This is a genomic window from Aeromicrobium sp. (assembly GCF_047607065.1).
Lineage (GTDB): Bacteria > Actinomycetota > Actinomycetes > Propionibacteriales > Nocardioidaceae > Aeromicrobium.
Genome location: NZ_JASGDU010000020.1, coordinates 1 through 24852, shown reverse-complemented (window position 1 = coordinate 24852; position 24852 = coordinate 1). Strand labels below are relative to the sequence as shown.

Genomic DNA, 24852 nt, shown 5'->3' with positions numbered 1-24852 from the left:
CACAGTGGGGGCATGCCGCTCGACCTGACCGCTGATGTCGTCACGCTGACCGCTGCCCTCGTGGACATCCCTTCGGAGAGCCTGGCCGAGCAGCGGATCGCCGACGAGGTGGAGGTGGCGCTGCGGTCGCTGCCGCATCTGGAGGTGGTGCGCGACGGTCACTCGATCATCGCGCGGACCGACCTCGGCCGGCCGGAGCGGGTCGTGATCGCCGGGCATCTCGACACCGTGCCGGTCAACGGCAACCTGCCCGCGCGGCGCGACGGCGAGCTGCTGCACGGCCTCGGATCCTGTGACATGAAGGGGGGCGTGGCGGTCGCCCTGCGGCTGGCCGCGACGCTCCCCGAGCCGACGCGCGACGTCACGTACGTCTTCTACGAGGCCGAGGAGATTGCGGCGGTCCACAACGGACTCGGACGGCTCGCGCGGGAACATGCCGACTGGATCGCCGGGGACTTCGCGATCCTCATGGAGCCGTCCAATGCCGGCGTCGAAGCGGGCTGCCAGGGCACCATGCGCGTCGATCTCACGACGCACGGAGAACGCGCCCACTCGGCCCGCGCCTGGATGGGCAGCAACGCGATCCATGCGCTCGCACCCGCCCTGGCGACGCTCGCGGCCTACGAGCCGCGTGAGGTCGAGATCGACGGACTCACCTACCGCGAGGGACTCAACGCGGTGGGCGTGTCCGGCGGGGTGGCCGGCAATGTCATCCCCGACGAGGCCACGCTGTCGATCAACTTCCGTTTCGCCCCCGACCGCAGCGAGGACGACGCGCTCGCCTTCTTGCGCGAGACCTTCGCCGGCTTCGATCTGACGGTCACCGACTCGGCACCGGGGGCGCTGCCCGGTCTCGGACGGCCGGCCGCAGCGGCCTTCGTGGAGGCCACCGGAGCCGAGGTCGGCCCGAAGTTCGGCTGGACCGACGTCGCCAAGTTCACCCTGCTCGGCATCCCGGCGGTCAACTACGGCCCCGGTGATCCGGTCTACGCCCACAAGGCCGACGAGCACGTGCCGGTGGCCCACCTGCACAGCGTCGAGGACCGCCTCCGCGCTTGGCTCACGTCCTGAACTCGGTCGTTCCTCCCGGTCCCTGAGGTGTGAGGCCGCCTGCGGCCGAGCCTCGAAGGGACCCCACCAGTGCGGGCTGTCGTAGATCCTGTCGATCCGCGATCAGATCAAGGTGACGGTGGGCTGATCCTTGCCGATCAGTGCCTTGGCCAGTCGGGCGTCCAAAGTCGCCAGGACGAGTCCGTGGCGCGAAGCGAGATTCACGAGGTGCAGGTCGGTGACCTGGCGGTGTCCGACCAGCCCGCTGAGATCGACGGAGGCATCGGCGAGGCTCGTGTCGTCGGCGACGAAACGGTGTCCGTGGCGGGCGCGCATGGCGCGGAGCGCGTCGAATACCTCGCTGGCGCTGCGCGTTGTGCCTGCCACGACGGGGTTGAGCATGAGCCGGACGAACCCAGCCTCGGTGAACGGCGTCGTGGCCCACTGTTCCACGTCGCGGAACCATCGGCGGGCGCGGACGTGGTGGACGTGCTCGACGTTGGTCAGGGCGATCAGGACTCCGACGTCGAGCAGATAGCTCGGCCGATCAGTCATCGTCGCGGAACTCATCGACGAGTTCAGGGGTGATGACGTGGCCTGGTACGCGAGAGAACACGGGGAAGTCGTCGGCCAACTCGACGGTCGTCTCCTTGCTCACGATGATGTCCGACGCCGCCCGTCGGAGCGCGGCGATCTCGTCGCGCAGCTGCTGGATCGCGGTCAGCACGTCGCCTTCGGTCCCTTGGGCCTCGTCGTCGGACTGACGGTCCAGCGCCTCGACCGAGACCGCGATGAACAGGTTCAAGACGATGTAGGTCGAGACGAGGATGTAGAAGACGAAGAACAGCCAGGCAGCCGGATGGGCGTCGGTAACGGGCCGGACGACGTTGGCCCAGTCGTCCCCGGTCATCACCTGGAACAGGCTCAGCAGCGAGCTGGGCAGGTCGCCGAAGTGCTCCGGATCGGTCGCGCCGAACATGTGCGTCGCCATGACGCTGCTGGCGTAGATCAGCATGGTCAGCAGGGTGCCGATGGAGGCCATGCCGGGGATCGTCGCGCCGAGCGCTGCGACGACCTGACGCATCGAGCGCACCGTCGAGAGCAGGCGCAACACCCGCAGGACGCGCAGTACCCGCAAGACGGCCAGGCCGCCCGAGGCCGGCACCAGCGCGATCAGTACGACGAACAGGTCGAACAGGCTCCATCCGTCGCGGAAGAAGGCGGTGCGGTGGGCATACATGCGCAGGGCGATCTCCACGACGAAGACGGCGACGGTGAGGTGAGAGATGACGGCGAGCCAGGGTGCCGCGTCGAGGACGCGCGGGGAGGTTTCGAGTCCGAGAAGCGCCGCGTTGAGCACGATGACGACGATGATGAACCACTGGAATCGCCGGGAATCGACCAGTTCTCGGACACGATGGCGCAGGGGGGACACGACAACTCCTCGTCGCTCGCGGGACACGGCGCGGCTCAGCCTAGTGGCCGGGGACCGCCAGGGCATGTCGGCGAAAAGGTCGGTCCCGGCTGGCAGGATCACGGTGTGGACACCCTGCCCGGACCCGATGGCCTGCCGCGCTGCCCGTGGGGTGCCGCGCCGGACATGACTGAGTACCACGACCGCGAGTGGGGGCGGCCGGTCCACGGTGATGCGGGGCTATTCGAGCGGATCAGCCTGGAGGCCTTCCAGTCCGGCCTGTCATGGGCGGTGATTCTGCGCAAACGCGAGGCGTTCCGAGCGGCCTTCTGTGGTTTCGACCCGGCGCGGGTGGCCCGGTTCGGCCCCGGCGACGTCGGCCGGTTGCTCGCCGATGCCGGCATCGTGCGCAATCGGGCGAAGATCGAGGCCACCATCGTCAACGCCCAGGCGGTGCTGGGCCTCGACGGCCGGCTCGATGAGGAGGTCTGGTCCTTCGCCGCAGCCGCAGGGCGTCTGCGGCCGGTGCGCGCGGCCGACGTGCCGACGGTCACGACACAGTCCGCAGCGCTCGCTCGGCGTTTGCGTGTCCTGGGCTTTCGTTTCGTCGGACCGACCACTGCCTATGCGCTCATGCAGGCCGCCGGCCTGGTCGACGACCACCTCGCCGGATGCGTCACGGCACCGCCGCAGGGCTGAACCGACGCGGTTTCGCGCTCCCGCAGGGCATGAGAGATAATAGGCACACGGCTTGCCGGACCGGCGAGCGTGACGAGAGGGGTACGCATGGCGGCCATGAAGCCGCGGACCGGCGACGGTCCGATGGAGGTCACCAAGGAGGGGCGCTGCATCGTCATGCGCGTTCCGCTCGAGGGCGGCGGTCGTCTGGTCGTCGAACTCAACAACGAAGAAGCCGCCACGCTCGGCGACGCACTCAAAGCCGTCTGATGTTCGGCCTCACGGTGCGTTGGTCGCTGGCCGACGCACCGGCCGGGACCCTCGAACGACTCCACGCCTATGTGGAGGAGGAGTCATTCGGGCGCTTCGCCGGTCTGGACGGCCTGCGGTACAAGACCTGGCGCGCCCGCGAAGGCGAATGGTTCGAGGGCAGTTACGTCTTCGCCTCCGAGGAGGCGCGGGCGGTGTTCCAGCGTGACTTCGAGGCGGTCGCGGCCACCGCGCGCGGATCACAGATCATCGGCTCGGCACCGGTCCTGATCGAGCCGTGCGAGATCGTGGCCGCCGTCCGCGGCCCGGCCGGATTCCGCTCCGCCGCCCGCTTCGAGTCCTGACCCGGCCGGCCGGGTCAGGCGGCCGAGCGGATGACGAGCAGGCCGTCGCCGACCGGCAGCACGATGGCGTGCAGGGTCTCGTCGCCCTGAACCCGCTGCAGCAGGTCGCGGATCGCGGCGGTCTCGGGGTCGTTCTGGTCGGGGTCGGCAACCCGGTCGTGCCACAGGGCGTTGTCGAAGCAGATCAGCCCGCCGGGGCGCACCAACCGCAGCGCCTCGTCGAGGTATTCGCCGTATTCGACCTTGTCGCCGTCGAGGAAGACCAGATCGTAGCCGCCGTCGGCCAGGCGCGACATGACATCGAGCGCGGACCCCGCGATGAGGCGGAACCGCTGCGGCGCGATACCGGCCACGGTGAACACCTCGCGGGCGTGCCGCTGATGCTCGGCCTCCCGGTCGACCGAGGTCAGCACGACCTCCTTCGACGCGCGCAGCAGGCACAGGCCCGAGACGCCCGTGCCGGTGCCGATCTCTACCACGGCCCGAGCCCCGATGGCCGCAGTCAGGAAGCCGAGGACCGACGCGCACGCGGGACCGACCGGGGCGACGCCGACGACTTCGGCGCGCTGGCGGGCCTCGGCGGCGAGGGCGTCTTCGGCGGCGTAGCCCTCGGCGTACGCCAGGCTGGCCGCGTTGGTCATGCTGCTCTCCAAACCACGGCGTCAGCGTAGTGCGGCGACGCCGCCGTCAGGTGGCACCACACCGGGAGCGCCGTAAACAGCTACGCCCACGGGGAACCGTCAGTGGGTGCTGGGCGTTCTCTCAGTAAGGACTTGCACGATCGACCTATGACCAGCGACAGGAACCCCGTGGCGACCAGCGAACCGCATCCCAGTCTGGAGTGGGACGCCATCGTGTCCGAGCATTCGGCGCGCGTCTACCGGCTCGCGCTACGGCTGACCGGCAACCCGCACGATGCCGAGGACCTCACGCAGGACGTCTTCGTGCGGGTTCTGCGCTCCCTCGACAGTTATGAGCCGGGCAACTTCCCCGGCTGGCTGCACCGCATCACGACGAACCTCTTCCTCGACCGCGCCCGGCGCGCCTCGCGTATCCGTATGGATCGTTTCGCCGAGGGAGCCGAGGACCGGCTGCTGGGCCGTGAGGTGCGTCCGGAGGACGCGGTCCACGACGCGGGCTTCGACCCCGATATCGAGCAGGCGTTGCAGGCGTTGCCCGAGGACTTCCGGGTCGTCGTCGTGCTGTGTGATGTCGAGGGCCTGAGTTACGAGGAGATCGCCGATGTGCTCGGCGTGAAGTTGGGTACGGTCCGTTCGCGTATCCATCGCGGGCGGACGCAGTTGCGTACCGCGCTGGCGCACCGTGCCCCGAGCCGGGGGCGTTCGCGGGTGTGGGGACCGGTCGGGGTCGGATGACACATCTGGGTGCCGAGGTCGCGGCGTACGTCGACGGACAGCTCTCGCCCGAACGGGCCGAGGCCGTGCGTCGTCATCTGGACGGGTGCGAGCGCTGTCGTGTCCGCGCGGCCGAGCAGGAGCAGGTCAAGCGGCGCATGGCGCTCGGTCGGCCGGCTCCGGTGGTGCCGGCACACCTCGTCGCCGCCCTGGCTGCGGTGCCAGCCGCGCCGCCGTCCCCCGCCGGTTCGCGAGCCGGCCGCGCCGGTGCCGTCGCCAGCGCGATCCTGGGGTCGTCCGCAGCGGTCCTGGTGCTCGCCTACCTGTTGGCACCTCCCGTCGACGACACCCCCGGTGACCCGGTGCGTCCGGATTACGACGCCTATGCGGCCTCCTTCGTCAGCGATGCGGACAGTCGTCGTTCATCGGAGACGGCACTGACCGCGAGCGTGTCGTCGCCGGAGGCTGAGGTCACCCTGACCGGCGAGGATCTGGAGGAGTTGGCCGCCGCCGGATGGCCGTGCGACGAGTATCTGGCAGTCGATCTGGCCCGCGTCGACGGGCGTTTCGTCGAAGATGGAGCTGCGGTGGCGTTGCACTACTCCGGCGATAACGCCCAGTTGCATCTCATCGAGCAAGTCGGCTCGCTGGATACCGCAGCGCTGGACGGATTCGACCGGGAGGCGCTGGCCGGCTCGGAGGTCTGGGTGCGCGAGGGACAGCCGACGGTGGTCACGTGGCAGGCTGACGGGGTCGTGTACACGGTCGTCACCAACGCCTCGCTGCACCGTGTGGCGGAAGTCCTTGAGGAGTTGCCGTCGACGCCGGCCCGCTCGGTGGTCGGCCGTATTGAGGACGGCCTGCATCGTATGTCCTCCTGGGCCTCGGCCGCCTGAGCCGGTCCGCGCTGCCGACGGGGGCGTCGAGTTACGGTGCGGTGCTCCTGCCGGCGGTGTTGTGGCGTGCCGTGGCTGGTCCCTGAGGTGCGCCCTTCGAGGCTCGTCGTTCCTCCTCGCACCTCAGGACCCGCGCAGCACACCTCGAAGGGACCAGAACCGTAGCTCATTTCGCCCTTCGAGGCTGGGGGCACCTCCCTGAACGGAGCGCAGCGGAGTTCTCGGGGGACTCCTTCGTCGCAGCACCTCAGGACCCGGCTCCGTTCGTTCCTCGCTACGCACCTCAACGAGCGGCTCTGCCTATCTGCGGAGTCTCTACATCAGCACTTCTCAGGTGGCCTCGGGGTCGAAGGGGGGGCGATCGCCGGGGCGCAAGGCGGCCGGTGACGGGCGCGCGGGGGCGGAGGCCGGGGCGGGATCGTCCAGCAGCGTGCGACGGACCGCCTCGCGCGGGTCGAGGTCGCGCAGGTTTACGCCCGACAGGTCGTGGCCGATCTCCTTGCCGAGATCGTTCTTGGCGTTCTCGGCCATCTGGCGGATGGTGCGGACGAAACGCCCGGCTTGACGAGCTAACTCCGGTAGCCGTTCCGGCCCGAACACCACCATCGCCACGACCACGACGACCCCGATCTCGGCCCAGCCCATCCCGAACATGATGCGGTCTGCCGCGCTCTAGAGTCGCCCGGCGGGAGTGAGTCCGAGCTGCATCCCGGCCAGGCCTCGCGAACGTCCGCTGAGTCGGTCGGCGGCCCCTTGAAGCACCTTTGCCGCCGTCGTGTCGGGGTGCGAGACGACGATGGGTTGGCCCTTGTCGCCGCCGATGCGCAGCCGTTCGTCGAGCGGCACCTCGCCCAGCAGCGGCACGTCGTGTCCGAGCCGCTCGGCCAGCGTCGAGGCGACCTGCTGGCCACCGCCGCTGCCGAAGATCTCCACGCGCTCCCCGGAGGGCAGTTCGAGGTAGGACATGTTCTCGATGACGCCGACGACCCGCTGGTGCAGCATCGAGGCCATCGTCCCGGCCCGCTCGGCGACCGTGGCCGCAGCTTGTTGTGGCGTGGTGACGACGACGACTTCGGCCGTCGACAGGTGCTGGCCGATGCTGATCGCCATGTCGCCGGTGCCCGGCGGGAGGTCGAGTAGCAGGGCGTCGAGGTCGCCCCAGTAGACATCGCTGAGCATCTGCACGAGCGCGCGGTCGAGCATCGGCCCGCGCCAGGCGACGACCTGATCCTTGCGGGGCTTGAGCATGCCGATGCTGATGACCTTGAGATCGTGCTCGGCACCAGTGACCGGCACAGGAACCGGCATAATCATGTCGTCGACCTGGGTCGGACGGGAGTCGCCGGCACCGACGAGATCGGGGATCGAATGGCCGTAGATGTCGGCGTCGACGATACCGACCTTGAGGCCGCGCAGCGCCATGGCGGCGGCCAGGTTGACGGTGACCGAGGACTTGCCGACGCCGCCCTTACCGGAGGCGATGGCGTAGACCTTGGTGAGGTTGCCGGGCTGGGCGAAGGGGATCTCGCGCTCTGCGGCCCCTCCGCGCAGGGTCGCGCGCATCTCGGCGCGCTGCTCGTCGCTCATGACGCCGAGATCGACGCGGACCAGGTGAGCCGGGGCGACCTGGGCGACGGCCTGCGTGACATCGCGGGTCAGCGTGTCCTTGAGCGGACACCCCGAGACGGTGAGCAGGATGCGGACGGCGATCTCGGTGTCACCGATTTCGATGGCGTCAACCATGCCGAGTTCGGTGATGGGACGCTTGATCTCCGGGTCGTTGACGCGCGCGAGCGCCTCGCGGACCTGTTCTTCGGTGACGACGGCCATGCCGTCATGCTACGGGGACACCGCGAGCCTCCCGCGCTGAGCGTCGCCTGACCTGCTCCTTCGTGCCGCCGGAGACGTCTCAGTCGGACCGGTCGCCGGCGGGCTTGTCCTCGTTGAGGTGTTCCAGCAGGGTGCGCAGTTCGCTGCGTAGGAAGTCGCGGGTGGCGACCTCTCCCACGCTGAGGCGCAAACTGGCGACCTCGCGCGCGAGGAACTCCATATCGGCATGTGACTGGGCGTTGGCGTTGCGGTCCTGCTGCTGCTGGACCCGGTCGCGCGCCTCCTGGCGGTTCTGCGCGAGCAGGATCAGCGGTGCCGCATAGGAGGCCTGCAGCGACAGGATCAGCGTCAAGAAGATGAACGGATAAGGGTCCCACTGCGGCCGGTCCGGGCCGACCGGGCAGTTCCAGGCGAGCCAGACCACGATGAACACCGTCATCCAGGCCAGGAAGGTGGCCGTGCCCATGAAGCGGGCGAAGGACTCGGCGAAGCGGCCGAAGCGCTCCGAGTCGAAGTCCGCCCGGCGACGCCATCCCCGGCGGCGGTCGCGCGGCTGGTCGAGGCGGCTCTGGGTGCCGCCGCCCCGGCGGTTCGGCTCAGCCATGACGCACCGCCTCGGCCGACGACTCGCGCCAGCCCTCGGGCAGCAGGTGGTCGAGCACGTCGTCGACGGTCACCGCGCCGACGAGCCGCTGCGACTCGTCGACGACCGGCAGGGCGACGAGGTTGTAGGCCGCGAGCAGGTTGGCGACATCGGCCAGGGAGGACTCCGGTCGCGGCCACTCGATGTCGTCGTCGACGATGGCGCTGACCAGCGACGACGGGGGATGACGCAGCAGCGCCTGCAGGTGCGCGACCCCGAGGAAGCGCCCGGAGGGGGTCTCGACCGGCGGGCGGCATACGTAGACCATCGACGCGAGTGCCGGGATGAGGTCGGGTTCGCGCACGCGGGCGAGGGCTTCGGCGATGGTGGCGTCCGGGGCGAGCACGACCGGCTCCGTCGTCATCATCGACCCGGCGGTGCCCTCTTCGTAGGTGAGCAGGCGACGCATGTCCTCGGCGTCGTCGGGTTCCATACGCTGCAGCAGTTGCTCGGCGGTCGTCGGCGGGAGCGAGCCGAGCAGGTCGGCGGCGTCGTCGTCGTTCATCTCGCCGAGCACGTCGGCGGCACGCTCGGGGTCGAGCACCCCGAGGATTTCGACCTGGGCGCGCACCGGAAGCTCTTCGAGCACGTCGGCCAGGCGGTCGTCGCCCAGCTCGGAGGCGATCTCCAGGCGGCGCTTCGGGGTGACGTCGAGCAGCGCGTTGGCCAGGTCGGTTGCGCGCATCTCTCCCATCGTCTTGAGCAGGTGTTGGGCACCCTGGACGGCCGAGGAGTCGTCGTCGGCCAGGCCGATGACGTCGGACCACTCGAGGGTGTGCGTGGCCCCGCGCCGCCCGAAGCGTTTGCCGGACTCCTGCACGGCGACATGCGTCAGATACCAGTCGCGGCGCGCGTCGATCTCCATCGCGAGATCGAAGACCGTGCCGTGGGCGCCGTCGCGGATCTTCACCTGGCGGTCGAACAGCTCGTGGACGGCCAGGGTCTCGTGGGTGCGCTGTTCGAAGCGGCGCATGTTGACCACGCCGGTCGTGATGATCTGGCCGCCGTCGAGCGAGGTGACGCGCGTGATCGGCAAGAACACCTTGCGCCGACCCAGGACCTCCACGACGATGCCCAGGACTCGCGGCCGCCGGGCCGAGGAGCGCACCGAGACGACCACGTCACGCAGTTTGCCCACGCGGTCGCCGGCCGGGTCGAAGACCGGCTGCCCGACGATGCGCGAGACGAAGATGCGTCCGGGGGTGGTGCTCATGGCTGAACCCTAGCCACGACACCCGGCGGGTCGGGGCACCGTGGGGCGGTGGTCAGGCCGGGGCGGCGGAGCGCCGAGCGGTGCCGGTAGGGGCCTGCGGTGCCGCCGGGCGGGCCGTGGCCCCGCCCTGCTGCTCGTCGAGTGCCGTGATGAAGTCACCGATCTCGGCGATGGCGCTGCGGGCCTCCGGAACCCACGAGGCGGCCGCCTGGAAGACGTGAACCTGACGGTCCCAGACCGTCAGGTCGCACGGCACGCCCGCAGCGACGAGCCGGTTGGCCATGAGTTCGGCATCGGCGAGCAGGATCTCGCGGGAGCCGACGTGGATCAGGGCCGGCGGCATGTCGATCAGGGGCATGTCGACCGGGCAGGTGCGGCGGCCCGCGACGCCGCGACGCGAGTCGAGCCGGTGGGTGAGTTCCCCGAACCGCACCAGTGTGCGCAGCGAGAAGGTCTGACAGCGGTCGGCGTTGCGGTGAACGGCCTTGGAACTGGTGTCGAAGTCGAGCAGCGGCGACAGCGCGACGACGCCTGCGGGGCGACCGAGACCGGCGTCCAGCGCCGCGCGCGCGATGGCGAAGGCGAGGTAGCCGCCTGCGGAGTCGCCGGCGATGGTGATCTCCTCGATCCGGTGGCCCTGCGCGAGCAGCCAGTTCAGGCCCTCCAGTCCGTCGGCGATGGACTCGGTGACCGGCGCGTACGGCATCTGCCGGTAGCCCACGTTCAGCACCGGTCGGTCGGCTGCGGTCGAGATGCGCGAGACCATGCGGCGGTGGGTGTTGATGCCGCAGGTGAGGAACGCGCCGCCGTGCAGGTAGAGGATGACGTTGCCGCTGCCGGGTACGTCGTCGACGCCCGCGCCGATGACGTACTCACTGCGACAGTGCTCCAGGCGCACCGAACGCCAGCGGGTGCCGGTCGGTGCCGGAAGCAGTCGCGCGGCGTGCTCCAGCACGTTGGGCGGAAACAGGTCGAAGGGCAGTCGTGCCCATACGTCGAGCAGCGGACGTACGGTGTGCTTGAGGCCGAAGGCGAGCGCCTGGGACCGAACGCTGGCTCCCGCGCGGAACTCGGCATCCGCAGCGACCGTGAGATGACTTCCCATTGACGGCTCGTTCCTCATGTCTGGGGTGTCGCCCGACGGCACCCGAGAGTTCACCAAAAATTGACATCCTGTGACGTGCTTCACAGCCGCGCGCTAGCGTACTCGATACCCGCCCCTTCTGTCCGAGGAACCCCACATGCCGTTTATGCCGCCGACCGATTCGATGTTCCTCCTGGCTGAGTCACGGGAGCACCCGATGCACGTCGGGGGGCTGCAGTTGTTCGAACGTCCCGAGGGTGCCGGGCCGGAGTTCGTGCGCGAGCTGCTGGAGACCTTCCGCACCAGCGAGAACGTCAACCCGCTGTTTCGCAAGCGCCCGGCCGACCCGGTCGCTGCGGTCGGCAGCACGTGGTGGGCGACCGACGACACCATCGACGCCGAGTATCACGTGCGGCATTCGGCGCTGCCCGAGCCGCGGCGCGTTCGCGAGTTGCTGGCAGCGACGTCGCTGTGGCACGGCTCGCTGCTCGACCGGCACCGTCCGCTGTGGGAGTGCCACGTGGTCGACGGACTGCAGGACGGGCGGTTCGCGGTCTACACGAAGGTCCATCACGCGATGGTCGACGGGGTGTCGGCGGTGCGGCTCATGCGGCGCTCGCTGAGCACCGACCCGTCGGCGACCGACTGCCTGCCGCCGTGGCTGCACGAGCGCCGCCGCCCTTCGGCTGAGGGCGAGGAGAGCGGTGGCTTCGCCCCGCTGCGGCTGGCCCGGTCGGTGGCGCGGACTGCCGCGTCGACGGTGGGTGACGTCGCCGGCCTGGTGCCGGCCTCGGTGCGGATCGCGGCCGAGGCCATCGGCTCCAACGACCTGACCCTGCCGCGCGCGCCCAAGACCATGCTCAACGTGCCGGTCGGCGGTGCTCGCCGTTTCGCGGCCCAGTCCTGGGAGATCGAGCGGATCAAGCGGGTGGCGAAGTCGTCGGCCACGACCCTCAACGACGTGGTGCTGGCGATGGTCTCCGGCGCGCTGCGGGACTACCTGATCGAGAACAACGCGCTGCCCCGCCAGTCGATGACCGCCATGGTGCCGGTGTCGCTGTCCCTGCGTTCGGGCAGCGCGGACGCCGGCGGCAACCAGGTCGGCGCGATCATCGTCAACCTGGCGACCGACAAGGACGACGGCTCGACCCGGCTGGAGGAGATCGCGGCTTCGGCGCGGCAGGCCAAGCGCATCCTCGGGGACCTCTCACCGACACAGATCCTGGCGTTCTCAGCGCTGCAGATGCTGCCGTTGGCGCTGTCGCCGATCCCGGGCTTCGTCAACGCCACGCACCCGCCGTTCAACGTCATCGTGTCGAACGTTCCGGGGCCGAGCGAGGAGATGTACTTCAACGGTGCGCGCCTGGACGGCCTGTACCCGGTGTCCATCGCGCTGGACGGGCAGGCGATCAACATCACGCTGACCAGTCGGGCCGGATACCTCGACTTCGGCGTCATCGGCTGCCGCCGCAGCGTGCCGCACCTGCAGCGCATCTTGTTGCACCTGGAGACCGCGCTCGCCGAACTCGAGCAGACCTGGGGCTGACGGCGCGAGCAGGTGGACCTCGGTCCCTGAGGTGCGTAGGCCGCTTGCGGCCGGAGCCTCGAAGGGATTCTGTAACGGCTCGCTGCGTGGGTCATTTCGAGGCTCGTCGCAAGCTCCTCGCGCCTCAATGACCGGGTACCGCTTTCGAGTCCGGGCCTGTTCCCTCTCCGGTGTCGATGCGGATGCTCTGAGTGGCACCGGCCTGGTCCAGACTGGGCCGGGTGACGGTGCTCTGGGTGGTGGTCGGGTTGTGCGGCGTGTCGGCCTCCGGGCCGCTCATGGCGGCCTCGGCCGCGCCGTCGCTGGCCATCGCCTTCTGGCGCAATGCGGCGGCCGCCGCCGTCCTGGCACCGCTGACGTTGCTGCGCCGACGTGACGAACTGGCCCGGCTGTCACCGCGCGGCCGGTGTCTCGCGGTGGTCGCCGGCATCATGCTCGCGCTGCACTTCGGCACCTGGGTCGCCTCCCTGAAACTCACCTCCGTCGCTGCGGCCACTGCGTTGGTCTCGACCCAACTGGTCTGGATTCTGCTGATCGACCGGCTGCGCGGAGTGAGCGTCCCAGCTCAGGCACTGCTCGGCTCGGCCTTGGCAGTGGCCGGCGTGGCGGTCGTCTCGGGTTGCGACTTCCAGGTCTCGACACGGGCGCTCGCCGGGGATGGACTCGCCGTCGCCGGCGGCGTGTTCGCGGCGCTGTACCTGCTGGCCGGCAGCGCGGTACGCGAGGAGGTCTCGACGACCACCTATACCGCGATCTGCTATCTGGTCTGCGCGGTGGCACTGCTGGCGGCGAGCGCGGTCGGCGGCGTCGGCCTGACCGGCTTCGGTGTCCGCGACTGGTGCCTCATCGCCGCAGTGACCGTGGCCGCGCAGTTCCTCGGCCATTCGCTGTTCAACCATCTGCTCGCAGTGATGAGTCCGACCGTCGTGTCGCTCCTGCTGCTCATGGAGGTGCCGTGTGCGGCGCTGCTGGCAGCGGCGTTCCTGGGCCAGGCACCGCACCTGGGGATCTATCCCGGGCTGGCGCTGATCCTGGGAGGCCTGGTCATCGTCGTCACCCGGAGGGCGGCCACCGAGGTCGCGGCCGGAGAAGCACCGCTGACCGACTGACGCCCGACACGGCGCGGGCTGCGGGAAGCGCGGGCGCTAGAGTCGCCCCTGTTCGCCCGCCTCTTTCTCACAGGGAGCCACGCATGGGACGCCTTGCCCAGACCGACGGACTGACCGACGTCCAGTCCGAGATCCTCAAGACGATTCACCAGTACGTCGAGGACAAGATCATCCCGGTCGCGCAGGATCTGGAGCACGCCGACGAATACCCCCAGGAGATCGTCGACGGCCTCAAGGAACTGGGCGTCTTCGGTCTGACGATCCCCGAGGAGTACGGCGGACTCGGTGAGTCGCTGCTGACCTACGCGCTCGTGGTCGAGGAGATCGCGCGCGGCTGGATGAGCGTCTCGGGCGTCATCAACACGCACTTCATCGTGGCCTACCTGCTGATGCAGCACGGCACCGAGGAGCAGAAGCAGAAGTACCTGCCCCGGATGGCCACGGGCGAGGTGCGCGGCGCCTTCTCCATGTCGGAGCCGGGCCTGGGCTCGGACGTCTCGGCGGTCTCGACCAAGGCGACCAAGCTCGACGACGGCTCGTACTCGATCACCGGCCAGAAGATGTGGCTGACCAACGGTGGCACGTCCACGCTGGTCGCGGTGCTGTGCAAGAGCGACGAGGGCGCCGACAGCGTCTACAAGAACATGACGACGTTCCTGGTCGAGAAGGAAGCCGGATTCGGCGAGACCGCGCAGGGCGTCACGGTGCCGGGCAAGCTCGAGAAGATGGGCTACAAGGGTGTCGAGACGACCGAGCTGATCCTCGAAGATCACAAGATCTCGGCCGACCAGATCCTCGGCGGCACGCCCGGCAAGGGCTTCTTCCAGATGATGGACGGCGTCGAGGTCGGCCGCGTCAACGTCGCCGCTCGCGCCTGCGGCCTGGCGATCCGCGGCTTCGAGCTGGGTGTCGCCTACGCGCAGCAGCGCAAGACCTTCGGTAAGCAGATCGCCGACCATCAGGCGGTGCTGTTCCGTATCGCCGAGATGGCCACCAAGGTCGAGACGATCCACACGATGATGGTCCGCGCCGCGCGCCTGAAGGACACCGGCAAGCGCATGGATGTCGAGGCCGGTATGGCCAAGATGCTGGCCAGCGAGTACGCCAACGAGGTCGTCGAGGACTCCTTCCGCATTCACGGCGGCTACGGCTACTCCAAGGAGTACGAGATCGAGCGGCTGATGCGCGAGGTCAAGTTCATGCTGATCGGCGAGGGCACGAGCGACATCCAGAAGATGATCATCGGCCGTTCGCTGCTGAAGGACTACAAGCTCTGAGCCGGTAGCGTTCCGCTCATGGAACGCTGGGACCTGATCGCCGCCGAGCGGCGTGCCTTCGCCGATCTGATCGACTCGCTGACGCCGGAGCAGCTCGCTTCGCCGTCGCTGTGTGGGGAGTGGACGGTCAAGCACGTCGCCGCGCACGTCATGGTGGGGCCGACCGCGAGTGTGCGGGAGGTCGCGATGGCGATGGTGCGGGCCCGGTTCAGCTTCGACCGGGCCAACACCGCCCTGGCGGAGGCACGGGTCGGCCGCCCGGTGGCTGAGCTGACAGCGGCGATGCGCGACCACGCAGAGTCGCACTTCAGCCCGCCCGGCATGGACTGGCGTGCGCCGCTGGCCGACATCGTCATTCACCGACGTGACGCCGCGGTGCCGCTGGGTATCGAGATCGAGAGCTCCCCGGAGGTCTGGCCGATCGTCCTGGATCTGCTGGTCGCCCCGAAGACACGCAAGGCTTTCGGGGGAGCGGCGCTGCCGGCGGTGCGTCTGGAAGCGACCGACGTCGACTGGTCCCACGGTGAGGAGGGGCCGGTGGTGCAGGCCACCGCCGAATCGCTGGCCCTCGCCCTGTCGGGTCGAGCCGATCTGCTTCCCGGCTGACGGGAATGCCGTGGCCGGTTCGGCGCGTTATGCTGGGTGTGCCGCCACGGCGGTGTTTGACAACTCAAGAGGGGCTGATCGGTTTCGACTGTGGTCGTTCGGATCAGGTGAAGCGGGTAGAGAAGGCAACGTCATCTCTCAAACGATCGTTGCAACCCAATAAGTGCCGATTCCAAGCGCACTGACTTCGCCCTCGCCGCCTGAGGCGACTGGTGAAGGGCAGACCCGGGAGCGTCCCCGTCCCGGATCGTCTGTCTCATTCAGGGGACTTGCCGGCCACGCTGTGTCATAGGGCGTGATCGGGACTTCAACTGTGGCTGAGCCTGTCGGTGACGCGTTCGTCCGAGCACCGGGGCCGAGAAAAGCGCCAGACGGACTGCACCCGGAGAAGCCCTGATGCAACGTCATAGGACCGGGGTTCGATTCCCCGCAGCTCCACAACGGTCTGTGGCCCCGCCCCGTTCTTTGGGGTGGGGCCACAGGCCGTTATTGAGGGCACCGTGAATCGAGTGGGCCCCTCCTGAACGGAGCGCCCTTCGCCTTTCGAGGCTGCTCCTTCGTCGCAACGCCTCAAGACCCGGCTTCGACCGCAGGCGGCCTCGCGCCTCAGGGGCCGGGGTTCACCGGCGGGCGTACCAGGCGAGGACCGGCAGCAGCGCGAGAGAGAGCACGCCGCCGCCGATGGCGAGGGCCTGGTAGCTGGTCGCATCCATGACGATGCCCGACAGCGCGCCGCCGCCGGCACCCGACAGAGCGATCAGCACGTCGACGGCACCCTGGGTGCGCGCCCGCGTTGCCCCCGCAGTGGCATCGGCGACGAGCGCGGTGCCGGAGATGAGGCCGAAGTTCCAGCCCAGCCCGAGCAGAATGAGCGTCACCGCCAGCAGCGGCATCGACTCACCCGGTGCAAGAGCGCCCAGCAGGCCCGAGGCCAGCAGCGTCACGGCGGCTGCCATCGCCATGGGGATGCGCCCGACCCGGTCGACCAGCCGCCCGGTGACGAGCGAGGGCAGGTACATCGCCGCGATATGCAGGCCGATGACCAGGCCGACATCGCCCATCTGGTGCCCGTGGTGGCGCATGTGGACCGGCGTCATCGTCATCACCGCGACCATGGTGCATTGCGTCAGTACCATGACGGCGGCACCGATGACCACACCCGAGCGTGCTGTGGCCGTCTCTGCGGCGGTCGTCGTGGCGTCGGCGGCCTCCTGGCGGGCGACGGCCTGGGCGGTCAGCAGCGGATCGGGCCGCAGGAACACGAACAGCACCAGCGCCGCCAGGCCGTAAGCCGCGGCGGCGAGGATGAACGGCCCGGCCAGGCGCGGTACGTCGAGTGCCTCGGCGACCTCGCCCATCGGCTCGACGAGATTCGGTCCGGCAACGGCCCCCAGCGTGGTGGCGATCATCGCGATGGAGACGGCCGTGGCCCGCTGGGAGGCCGGGGCGAGGTCCGTTCCGGCATAGCGCGCCTGGAGATTAGTCGCGGTGCCCGCGCCGTAGACGAACAGCGACGCGAACAGCAGCGCCGGGCTGTCGAGCGTCGCTGCGGCGACGATGCCCGCCGCCCCGAGTGCGCCCGCAGCGAATCCAGCGGCCAGGCCGCGGCGACGACCGGCCCGATGCGAGTACCGGCCGACGCTGAACGCGGCCAGCGCCGAGCCGAGGGTGAACAAGGCGGCGGGCAGGCCGGCGCTGCTCTCGCTGCCGAGCATGTCCTGGGCCAGCAGGGCTCCGACGGTGATGCCCGCAGCCAGCCCGGCACCGCCGAGCGTCTGCGAGGCGATGACCGTCGCGAGCGTGCGGCGGTGGACGGCCTGCACATCCGCGTCAGCCAGGGTGGCGACGGTCGGGGGATACATGCTCAGACACTACGTGTGTCCGGTGTGGCTCCGGCGGGTGTGCCTCAGGTCAGAGGCTGCCGAGCAGTCCTGAAGCGCCCGGCCGATTCAGGCCCAGAGGGTCTCGCCGAACTGGAACCAGATCAGGCTCGCCACAGCGAGGTACCACAGCGAGATGATGAGCACCCGCCACTCGGTCACCACCCGCGTCAGCGCCGCAGCCGGCGCGTAGACGCGCAGCACTTGGCCGATGGACACGACGAAGAGGGGAATCATCATGGTCCACACGACCATGCAGTACGGGCACAACACCTCGATGACATACATGCTCTGGCTCTGCAGCCAGGTGACGAAGCCGATGCCGAAGGTCACTCCGGCCGCCACCCCGGCCCAGCACCAGCGCGGCAGTGCGACGCCCGCAGCCAGCAGCACGCCGAGCGTCACGACGATGGTGAAGCCGACGATGCCCATGAGTGTGTTCGGGAAGCCGAAGGCGCTTGCCTGCCACTGGTTGACCACGCCGCCGCAACTGACGAAGGCGCTGATGTCGCAGTTCAGGTCCTCGCCGGGGTGTTCGAGCAGATGGATCTTCTCGACGGTCAAGATGAGGGAGGAGGCCAGCGCGATGGTGCCTGCGACGATCCAGAAGATCCCGAGGCCGCGCAGGTCCGTCTCGGCTGCGAGGCGCTGATCGCCGACTGTCGTATCGGTCACGCCGCCAGTGTAAGAGGGCAGCGGAGGCGGTATCGTGACACCGGCCATGTCACATCACCGGCGGATCGCCGGTCGATCCGAGGAGTCCCGATGAGCGCAGCACCCAGCCTCACCGATCATGTCGATGTCCTGATCGTCGGAGCCGGGCTGTCCGGCATCGGCGCGGCGCACCGGCTGCGCGAGATCTCGCCGTCGTCGTCCTTCACGATCCTCGAAGCCCGCGACCGCATCGGCGGCACGTGGGACCTGTTCCGCTATCCGGGCATCCGCTCCGACAGCGACATGTACACGCTGAGCTACCCGTTCAAGCCGTGGACCAACGAGAAATCCATCGCCGACGGTGCTGACATCCGTCAGTACATCGCCGACACCGCTGCCGAGGACGGCGTGATGCCGCACATCCGTTTCGGTCATCGGGTGACGAAGGTGTCGTGGTCCAGCGACGACGCGCAGTGGACGGTCACGGCGATGACCGGCGACGGCGTGACCGCGCTGACGGCCTCGTTCGTCTACTTCTGCAGTGGCTACTACTCCTACGACACCGGGTACACGCCGGAGTTCCCCGGCCTTGAGAACTTCGGCGGCACTGTGGTCCACCCGCAGTTCTGGCCCGAGGACCTCGACTACGCCGGCAAGCGCGTCGTCGTGATCGGCAGCGGGGCCACAGCCGTCACCCTCATCCCGTCGATGGCCGACGAGGTGGAGCACATCACCATGCTGCAGCGCTCGCCCACCTTCATCACCAGTCTGCCGCAGAAGGACCCGCTCGTCCCGATCACCCGCAAGCTGCTTCCGGCCGGCCTCGCGCACCGGATCACCCGGTTCCGCAATGCCTCGCTCGCGGTCGGCTTCTACGAGTTCTGCCAGCGCTTCCCCAAGCTCGCCCGGCGGCTGCTGCTCGCGCGGGCGCGGCGCGCGGTGCCGCAGGACTTCGACGTCGACACCCACCTCAACCCGTCCTACAACCCGTGGGACCAGCGCCTGTGCATCGTGCCGAACGGCGACCTGTTCCGCGCGATCCGGCAGGGCCAGGCCGACATCGTCACCGGTCACATCGACGGGTTCACCGAGTCCGGCATCCGGTTGACCGACGGCCGCGAGTTGGAGGCCGACATCGTCGTGACGGCCACGGGCCTGCAACTGGTGACCTTCGGCACCTCCGAGATCGAGGTCGACGGACAGCTGCTCGATCCGCACGAACTGTTCGTCTACAAGGGCATGATGTTCAGCGGCGTGCCGAACCTCGCCTGGTGCGTGGGCTACACGAACGCCTCGTGGACGCTGCGCGCCGACCTGTCTTCGCAGTACGTGGCCCGATTCGTCGAGCACCTGCGGGCCACCGGACGCCGCTTCGGCGCACCGCACCCGGACGGCCCCGGCGGGAACGACCGCCCGCTGCTGGACCTGACCTCCGGCTACGTGCAGCGCGTCGCGCAGTTGCTGCCGAAGCAGGGGAGCACGCGGCCCTGGACGATCCGGCAGAACTGGTGGCTGGACTCCTGGGACTACAAGCGGACCGACCTCGACGAGGCGATGATCTGGGACACCGCCCCCGCAAAGGTGTAGTCACGCCTGCGGTCGGCCTACTGCTCGGCCGACCACGCCTGCCTGGGCTGATGTCGAGACCTGCGGACGCGGATCATGGGCTACATCAACCGACGGCACCACTTCGTGTGCGGCTACCTCTCGTGAGCCGTCGGCGAGCAGGCCCCCGCAGCCTCCACCACGACCAGCACTACGCTGGCCGCTTAGCCACAACACTTGTGTCCACTTCTTCCTTGAGGAGGAGTGCGGGCGGGCCTATCGCTGAATGAACGGAGACATCTCGTGAAAACCGTGTCGTACGTCTTCCCGATTTTCAACGAGGAAGGCAACATCCCGGTCTTGTACGACACGCTGCTGCGGACGATCGAACCCATCGCCGCCCGGTACGCGTTCGAGTTCGTCTTCGTCAACGACGGTAGCGTTGACGGCTCACTTGACCTGCTGGAGGAGTTGCGCGCTGCGGACGACCGGATCGTTGTGGTCAACTTCGCTCGTAACTTCGGCCACCAGATCGCGGTGACCGCCGGCATGGAGAATGCCGTGGGTGATGCGGTCATCATCATGGACAGCGACCTGCAGGACCCGCCGGCGGTGAGCCTGGAGTTGATCGAGCGCTGGGAGGAGGGTTACGACGTCGCCTACGCGCAGCGCCGCAGCCGCCAGGACTCGGCGTTCAAGAAGGCGACAGCGTCGGCGTACTACCGCATGCTCAGTCGCGTGGCCGAGGTCGAGATCCCCCGCAATACCGGTGACTTCCGGTTGCTGTCGCGGCGCGTGGTCGACGTGCTCAAGCGCTATCCCGAGCACAACCGGTTCGTTCGGGGAATGGTGGCCAGCCTCGGTTTTCGCCAGGTGGCCGTCGAGTTCGACCGGCATGATCGCCATGCGGGGGAGACCGGCTATCCGCTGCGCAAGATGCTCAAACTCGCCGGCGACGGTATCATCGGATTTTCGACTTTCCCGCTGCGTGTCATCACCCGGCTGGGCTTCCTGTTCGCGGCGCTGAGCATCGTGGGGGCGATGTACGTTGCCGGGGCGCGGCTGTTCGGGCTGGGGTCGGCCGTGGCGGGCTGGACGTTCCTCGTCGTCGTGGTTTTTTTTGTCAGCGCGGTGCAACTCATCGTGCTTGGTGTGCTCGGCAGTTACATCGGGCGGGTATACACCGAGGTGCAAGGTCGACCGCTCTACATCGTGGAATCCGTGCGCAGTGCGCGGGAGCATCCGTCAGAGCAGTGAGTGAGTGGGTCACGCACATGACTCACAGTCTGCCTGACATCACGTGCCGGCGTTCATTTCGTGTGTCGCGCGAATAAGAGATTCCGCAGATAGGCGGAGCCGGTCATTGTCCCCCGCAAGCGGGAGGTGCCGCCAATGCCTTGTGCGGGGAAGGGACACAGGGCCGAGGTTCTGGCGGGCATCCTCGACACCGCCCTGGTTGGATTCGATGCGCCCCGCGTGTCATCGCTCGTGGGGGCCGGCCCGTGGGGCATCCTGGCGGGCATGAAGCTCCGCCTCCTTGCCGCTGTGACCGCCGTCACCCTCGTGCTGACTTCCGCCTGCGGCGGGGACAAGAAGTCCGACGACGAGGCGAAGAAGGGCGAGAGCACGACCGTCGTGCAGGTCTCGCCGCTGACCGGCCTGGAGTTCCCCGAGGAGCCGCCCGCGAACCCGGTGTTCGTGGTCAAGATCGAGAACAGCGACGCCGGGGAGCCGCAGTACGCCGTCAACCAGGCCGATCTCGTGGTCGAGGAGTTGGTCGAGGGGGGCATCACCCGCCTGGCCGCCTTCTACTACTCGACGCTGCCGACGAAGGTCGGTCACGTGCGTTCGCTGCGCGGCACCGACGCGGGCATCGCCGCCCCGGTCGCGGCCCACGTGGTTGCCTCCGGTGGGGCCGAACCGTCCTACGAGGTCATCGAGGCGCAAGGACTGACTACCTACACCGAGGACAACAACGCTCCCGGTTTCAGCAGCGACTCGGCCAAGAAGCGCCCCTACAATCGTCTGCTCGACCTGACGGAACTTGCTGCGGAGGCTGCCGACAGCCCGGTGCCCGGCCCGTACTTCGAGTTCCTCCCGGTCGGACAGGAGATCACGCTGCCCGGCGACGCCCATGCGGTCACTTCCGCCTCGGTGACCTTCTCGAGCAGCCACACCACCGAGTTCGCCTTCGCCGACGGCGGCTGGACCAGGGTCAACGGTCACGCGGCACCCGGCGAGGAGTTCGTCGCCAACAACCTCGTCGTGGTGTTCGCGCCGGTGCAGGACGCCGGTTATCGCGACAGCGGGGGTTCGGAGGTTCCCGAGACGGTCTTCGAAGGAACCGGCCGGGCCGTGGTGGCCATCGGCGGCTCTGTGTTCGAGGGCACCTGGAGCAAGGACTCCAAGAGTGACGTACTGAGCATCGTCGACGCGGCAGGTGAGTCGGTCGCGATCCCGGCGGGCAAGACCTGGATCGAGCTGGTGCCCCAAGACGACGGTGCCGCCACCTTCGAGTAAGTTCGACGGTCGTGCGGTTCCGGGCGAAGCAGTACTCGGTCATTGAGGCGTGAGGAGCTTGCGACGAGCCTCGAAATGACCCAGGCAGCGGTTGTCGCTGGGGTCCCTTCGCCCTTCGAGGCTGCTCCTTCGTCGCAGCACCTCAGGACCCGGTGTGCTGCGTTCGCACTGGGGGTACCTCCCGCTTGCGGGGGACAATGACCGAGTTCAGTCAGCGGTCCTCTGACTCGGCGGAGAGTTGGCCGAGGCTGCGCAGGCCCATGAGGATGAGGTTGATCGACTCCTCGACCCGCTCGCTGGCGAGGTCCGGATCGCTCGCGTCGGCGACGAACTCGGCCGAGGAGCGGATCGCACCGTAGAACACCGCCGATAGTGCCTCGCGGTCGATGTCGGTGGCACCAATGCCGTCGACGATGCGGTTCACGACGTCGTGAATGAAGCCCAGGGAGGCTGCCCGTTCGGCCTCGGCGAAGGCCTCCTGGCCGAGCACTGCGGGGGCCTCCTGCATGCAGATGCGGCGGAACTGCGCCTCGCGGCTGACGTCGAGAAAGGCGCGCAGGCCGATGCGGGCCTGATCCCACGGGTCGCTTTCACTGGCGAACGCCTCGCCGATCCGGGTAATGGCGGACTCCTGCAGTCCGGTGAAGACCGCCTCGAACAGTGCGAGTTTGCTCGGAAAGTGGTGGTAGAACGCGCCCTTCGTCACACGCGAGGCGGCGACGACCTCGTCGAGGGACGTCCCGGCGTAGCCGTGATCGGCAAACAACCGGGCCGCGCTGGCGATGAGTGCTGCCTTGGTTTCCGAGGAATAACGGCGTCCCGAACTGCTCTTGCTGCGGGCGGCGCGCAGAACCTTCGAGGCCGGGTGAGTCATGGATCACATCGTAGACCCGTGGTGGTGCCGTGGGGCGAATCACATGCGCTCAAGTGGTCTGACCTGCGCAAATGCTCCATACTCGAAGTACGTACCGACGGTACGTACTCCCCCCGACGAAAGGATCGCGACCATGACCTGGGATGCCTACCGACGTCGCAAGATTGTCGTTTCCGAAGTTCTGGCTATTGCCGACGCGGATGCCGGTGTCACGCTCGCCGACGCCGTGGCTGCTGTGCCGGAGGCCCGTGAGGCCTACCCCGACGACGCCCTGCTCTTGCTTGACATTCAGATCCGCTGGGCCACCGAGCTCGGCACCCGCCTGGACGTGCTGGTCGGCGACGGTGCCGACACCCCCGAGATCGGCGTCATCAACGCCTGGTGTGACGCCGCTGCGGCTCTGCCCGGCGCTCGTCGGCTACTCGACGCCGGTCGTCACCTGCCCGAGATGGCCAAAGCCATCGAGAAGGAGAACGAGATCCTCGCTCGCGCGGCCGGCGTGCCGGCGATGTCGCCGACACTGCTCGACCGCGGCCAGGAGATCGCCGACAGCGCGCGCGATCAGGCCGTGCTGCCGGAGATCGCTCCGGCTCCGGCCGAGGTGCCGAACCTGTTCACCCGCCTGCGCAACGCACTGGCGGCCTGACCAGCTTGATCGTCCCCGTTCCGGAAGCCTCCTCGGGTCACTTCCTCCCTCGGTGACCCGAGGAGGCTTCTGCCTTGTCTGGTCCCCGAGGAGCAAGAGATTCCGCTGATAGGCGGAACCCGGTCATTGAGGTGCGCCCTTCGAGGCTCCTCGCACCCTTCGAGGCCCGGCCGCAGGCGGCCTCGCACCTCAGGGACCGGCTCGCTCGTTCCTCGCGGGTCCTGAGGTGCCGCGAGGAACCAGTCCCCCAAGAACTCCGCAGCGCCCCGTTCAGGGAGACGCCCCCAGCCTCGAAGGGTGCCCCTCACCCAACGGCACGTATCTGCCGAATCGCTCAATCGGACCTCAGGCGTGGCTCTCATTGGCCATGCGGGCGCGCTCCAGCTTCGCGGTCAGCTCGGTGTCGATGGCCTGGCCGAGCTGTTCGCGCAAGATGGCGAGCGTGATCTGCCCGGCGATGGGCAGCAGGCTTTCGGCGATGGCCAGGATCTGCGTCCACTCGCCCTCGGGCATGCCCGCATCGAGGAAGGGGTCGATGATTTCGTTCGAGACCGAGGCGACGAAGGCGTCGGCGATGGCTCGCAGGCGCGAGCGCAGCAGCGGGTAGAGGCTGATGGTCGTCGACGGATCGAGTCCCAGGTTCACCACGGTCGCCCCGATCCGGACGATCTGGGGCTGCAGCAGCTCCACGTGGTCACCGTCGATCCAGCGCACGAGGCCGTGGGTGGCGAGGTCGTCGATGAGCTGGTTGTCCCGGTCGACGCCGGCGAGCGCCGCGAGCGCGTCGCGCGTCATGATCTCCGGCTCGACGTCGTGCGGTTCGTCGAGGATGCGCAACAGGTCGAGCGTGTGGCCGGCCACGGACGGGCGGGCCTCGCGGACGTTGGCCTCGATGGCCTGGAGAGTGAAGCCCCGGTCGAGCAGTTCGCGCACGAGCTGGAGCCGTTGCACGTGCTCGCGCCCGTAGTAGCCGGTGCGTCCCTCCAGCCGCGGCGGGGGCAGGATGCCGCGCCCGGCGTAGGCGCGCACGTTGCGTACGGTCATCCCGACATGGGCCGCGAGTTCGTCGATGGTGAACTCGGTCTCGTCGGATTCGGGGCTGCTCGTCGCCGATGCATCGGACATGCGGGCATCATAGGCGTATGAGCGTCTGGCGGGGTCGGCTTCTGGTCGCCACCCCGGCCATTTCCGGCGGGGTGTTCGCGCGCAGCGTCGTCTATGTGCTCGACCACGATGACGACGGGGCGCTGGGCGTGATCGTCAACCGGCCGATGGACACCGAGGTCCGCGACGTGCTTCCGGCATGGGGCGCGGCGGTGACCTCGCCGGGACGGGTGTTCTGCGGCGGTCCGGTGGCGATGGACTCGGCGCTGGCCGTCGGCGTGCTGCCGGCCAGCGCCGCGCCGCCGTCCGGCTGG

27 protein-coding genes and 1 other RNA gene are annotated in these 24852 nt (G+C 68.7%); 16 read left to right on the top strand and 12 right to left on the bottom strand.

Annotated features, from left to right (window positions below; all coding sequences use genetic code 11):
* Positions 1-12: 12 nt before the first annotated feature.
* Complete coding sequence (gene dapE / locus QM597_RS02855) at positions 13-1071, top strand: succinyl-diaminopimelate desuccinylase (RefSeq protein ID WP_415003363.1); 1059 nt, start codon at positions 13-15, stop codon at positions 1069-1071.
* Positions 1072-1173: 102 nt separating this feature from the next.
* Here dapE and QM597_RS02850 read toward each other — a convergent pair whose 3' ends face one another.
* Together QM597_RS02850 and QM597_RS02845 are read right to left on the bottom strand one after the other, a co-directional pair.
* On the bottom strand, positions 1174-1605 hold the full coding sequence (locus tag QM597_RS02850; RefSeq protein WP_415003362.1) for a TA system VapC family ribonuclease toxin: 432 nt from the start codon (positions 1603-1605) through the stop codon (positions 1174-1176).
* A complete protein-coding gene (locus tag QM597_RS02845) occupies positions 1598-2485 on the bottom strand; it encodes an ion transporter (protein ID WP_415003361.1) in 888 nt (295 codons plus the stop codon). Before QM597_RS02845 ends, QM597_RS02850 begins: the two co-directional genes overlap by 8 nt.
* 105 nt (positions 2486-2590) lie before the next feature.
* On the opposite strand from QM597_RS02845, the gene QM597_RS02840 reads away from it, so the two are divergent.
* The 3 genes from QM597_RS02840 (at position 2591) to QM597_RS02830 (ending at position 3756) form a co-directional block, all read left to right on the top strand.
* Positions 2591-3163: a DNA-3-methyladenine glycosylase I gene (locus QM597_RS02840; RefSeq protein WP_415003360.1), complete on the top strand. Its 573-nt coding sequence runs from the start codon at positions 2591-2593 to the stop codon at positions 3161-3163.
* Positions 3164-3250: 87 nt separating this feature from the next.
* On the top strand, positions 3251-3412 hold the full coding sequence (locus tag QM597_RS02835) for a DUF3117 domain-containing protein (RefSeq protein WP_019145023.1): 162 nt from the start codon (positions 3251-3253) through the stop codon (positions 3410-3412).
* Positions 3412-3756, top strand: a complete 345-nt coding sequence (locus tag QM597_RS02830) for a hypothetical protein (protein WP_415003359.1) — start codon at positions 3412-3414, stop codon at positions 3754-3756. The genes QM597_RS02835 and QM597_RS02830 overlap by 1 nt, the downstream gene beginning before the upstream one ends.
* 14 nt (positions 3757-3770) lie before the next feature.
* Here QM597_RS02830 and QM597_RS02825 read toward each other — a convergent pair whose 3' ends face one another.
* Complete coding sequence (locus QM597_RS02825) at positions 3771-4397, bottom strand: O-methyltransferase (protein WP_415003358.1); 627 nt, start codon at positions 4395-4397, stop codon at positions 3771-3773.
* Positions 4398-4544: 147 nt separating this feature from the next.
* On the opposite strand from QM597_RS02825, the gene sigE reads away from it, so the two are divergent.
* Complete coding sequence (sigE, locus tag QM597_RS02820) at positions 4545-5132, top strand: RNA polymerase sigma factor SigE (protein ID WP_415003357.1); 588 nt, start codon at positions 4545-4547, stop codon at positions 5130-5132.
* Positions 5129-6007, top strand: coding sequence for an anti-sigma factor family protein (locus QM597_RS02815; RefSeq protein ID WP_415003356.1), 879 nt, complete (start codon positions 5129-5131; stop codon positions 6005-6007). Before sigE ends, QM597_RS02815 begins: the two co-directional genes overlap by 4 nt.
* Positions 6008-6337: 330 nt before the next feature.
* Here the strand turns inward: QM597_RS02815 and QM597_RS02810 are convergent, their stop codons facing one another.
* The 5 genes from QM597_RS02810 to QM597_RS02790 all read right to left on the bottom strand — a co-directional run bounded on the left by QM597_RS02810 (position 6338) and on the right by QM597_RS02790 (position 10798).
* Positions 6338-6661, bottom strand: coding sequence for a sec-independent translocase (locus tag QM597_RS02810; protein WP_415003355.1), 324 nt, complete (start codon positions 6659-6661; stop codon positions 6338-6340).
* 18 nt (positions 6662-6679) lie between these two features.
* Complete coding sequence (locus QM597_RS02805; protein WP_415003354.1) at positions 6680-7837, bottom strand: Mrp/NBP35 family ATP-binding protein; 1158 nt, start codon at positions 7835-7837, stop codon at positions 6680-6682.
* A gap of 79 nt (positions 7838-7916) precedes the next feature.
* Positions 7917-8441 (bottom strand): DUF1003 domain-containing protein, encoded by a 525-nt coding sequence (locus QM597_RS02800; RefSeq protein WP_415003353.1) that lies wholly within the window; start codon positions 8439-8441, stop codon positions 7917-7919.
* Positions 8434-9693 carry a magnesium transporter MgtE N-terminal domain-containing protein gene (locus QM597_RS02795; protein WP_415003352.1) on the bottom strand — a complete coding sequence of 420 codons (1260 nt, stop codon included), beginning with the start codon at positions 9691-9693 and terminating at the stop codon, positions 8434-8436. Before QM597_RS02795 ends, QM597_RS02800 begins: the two co-directional genes overlap by 8 nt.
* A gap of 52 nt (positions 9694-9745) precedes the next feature.
* Positions 9746-10798, bottom strand: coding sequence for an alpha/beta hydrolase (locus QM597_RS02790; protein ID WP_415003351.1), 1053 nt, complete (start codon positions 10796-10798; stop codon positions 9746-9748).
* Positions 10799-10934: 136 nt separating this feature from the next.
* On the opposite strand from QM597_RS02790, the gene QM597_RS02785 reads away from it, so the two are divergent.
* The 5 genes from QM597_RS02785 (at position 10935) to ssrA (ending at position 15756) form a co-directional block, all read left to right on the top strand.
* Positions 10935-12323 carry a WS/DGAT/MGAT family O-acyltransferase gene (locus QM597_RS02785; protein WP_415003350.1) on the top strand — a complete coding sequence of 463 codons (1389 nt, stop codon included), beginning with the start codon at positions 10935-10937 and terminating at the stop codon, positions 12321-12323.
* A gap of 221 nt (positions 12324-12544) precedes the next feature.
* A complete protein-coding gene (locus tag QM597_RS02780; RefSeq protein ID WP_415003349.1) occupies positions 12545-13432 on the top strand; it encodes a DMT family transporter in 888 nt (295 codons plus the stop codon).
* Between the two features lie 83 nt (positions 13433-13515).
* A complete protein-coding gene (locus QM597_RS02775; RefSeq protein ID WP_415003348.1) occupies positions 13516-14709 on the top strand; it encodes an acyl-CoA dehydrogenase family protein in 1194 nt (397 codons plus the stop codon).
* A gap of 18 nt (positions 14710-14727) precedes the next feature.
* Complete coding sequence (locus QM597_RS02770; RefSeq protein ID WP_415003347.1) at positions 14728-15315, top strand: maleylpyruvate isomerase family mycothiol-dependent enzyme; 588 nt, start codon at positions 14728-14730, stop codon at positions 15313-15315.
* A gap of 70 nt (positions 15316-15385) precedes the next feature.
* Positions 15386-15756: a transfer-messenger RNA gene (gene ssrA, locus QM597_RS02765) on the top strand.
* Positions 15757-15935: 179 nt separating this feature from the next.
* Here ssrA and QM597_RS02760 read toward each other — a convergent pair.
* Positions 15936-17177: an MFS transporter gene (locus QM597_RS02760; RefSeq protein WP_415003346.1), complete on the bottom strand. Its 1242-nt coding sequence runs from the start codon at positions 17175-17177 to the stop codon at positions 15936-15938.
* An 87-nt stretch (positions 17178-17264) separates the two neighbouring features.
* Positions 17265-17870: a vitamin K epoxide reductase family protein gene (locus QM597_RS02755; RefSeq protein WP_415003345.1), complete on the bottom strand. Its 606-nt coding sequence runs from the start codon at positions 17868-17870 to the stop codon at positions 17265-17267.
* Positions 17871-17960: 90 nt separating this feature from the next.
* Between QM597_RS02755 and QM597_RS02750 the strand changes: the two genes are divergently transcribed.
* The 3 genes from QM597_RS02750 to QM597_RS02740 all read left to right on the top strand — a co-directional run bounded on the left by QM597_RS02750 (position 17961) and on the right by QM597_RS02740 (position 21914).
* On the top strand, positions 17961-19436 hold the full coding sequence (locus QM597_RS02750; protein ID WP_415003344.1) for a flavin-containing monooxygenase: 1476 nt from the start codon (positions 17961-17963) through the stop codon (positions 19434-19436).
* Between the two features lie 261 nt (positions 19437-19697).
* Positions 19698-20651 (top strand): glycosyltransferase family 2 protein, encoded by a 954-nt coding sequence (locus QM597_RS02745; protein ID WP_415003343.1) that lies wholly within the window; start codon positions 19698-19700, stop codon positions 20649-20651.
* 219 nt (positions 20652-20870) lie between these two features.
* Positions 20871-21914 (top strand): DUF3048 domain-containing protein, encoded by a 1044-nt coding sequence (locus QM597_RS02740; protein WP_415003342.1) that lies wholly within the window; start codon positions 20871-20873, stop codon positions 21912-21914.
* A gap of 211 nt (positions 21915-22125) precedes the next feature.
* Here QM597_RS02740 and QM597_RS02735 read toward each other — a convergent pair whose 3' ends face one another.
* Positions 22126-22788 carry a TetR/AcrR family transcriptional regulator gene (locus QM597_RS02735; protein WP_415003341.1) on the bottom strand — a complete coding sequence of 221 codons (663 nt, stop codon included), beginning with the start codon at positions 22786-22788 and terminating at the stop codon, positions 22126-22128.
* Positions 22789-22921: 133 nt separating this feature from the next.
* Here QM597_RS02735 and QM597_RS02730 point away from each other — a divergent pair, with 133 nt between their 5' ends.
* Positions 22922-23434 (top strand): hypothetical protein, encoded by a 513-nt coding sequence (locus QM597_RS02730; protein WP_415003340.1) that lies wholly within the window; start codon positions 22922-22924, stop codon positions 23432-23434.
* A gap of 345 nt (positions 23435-23779) precedes the next feature.
* On the opposite strand, the gene QM597_RS02725 is transcribed toward QM597_RS02730, so the two are convergent.
* Positions 23780-24559 (bottom strand): MerR family transcriptional regulator, encoded by a 780-nt coding sequence (locus tag QM597_RS02725; RefSeq protein WP_415003339.1) that lies wholly within the window; start codon positions 24557-24559, stop codon positions 23780-23782.
* 17 nt (positions 24560-24576) lie between these two features.
* Between QM597_RS02725 and QM597_RS02720 the strand changes: the two genes are divergently transcribed.
* The coding region (locus QM597_RS02720) for a YqgE/AlgH family protein (protein ID WP_415003338.1) at positions 24577-24852 on the top strand (276 nt) is incomplete at its 3' end.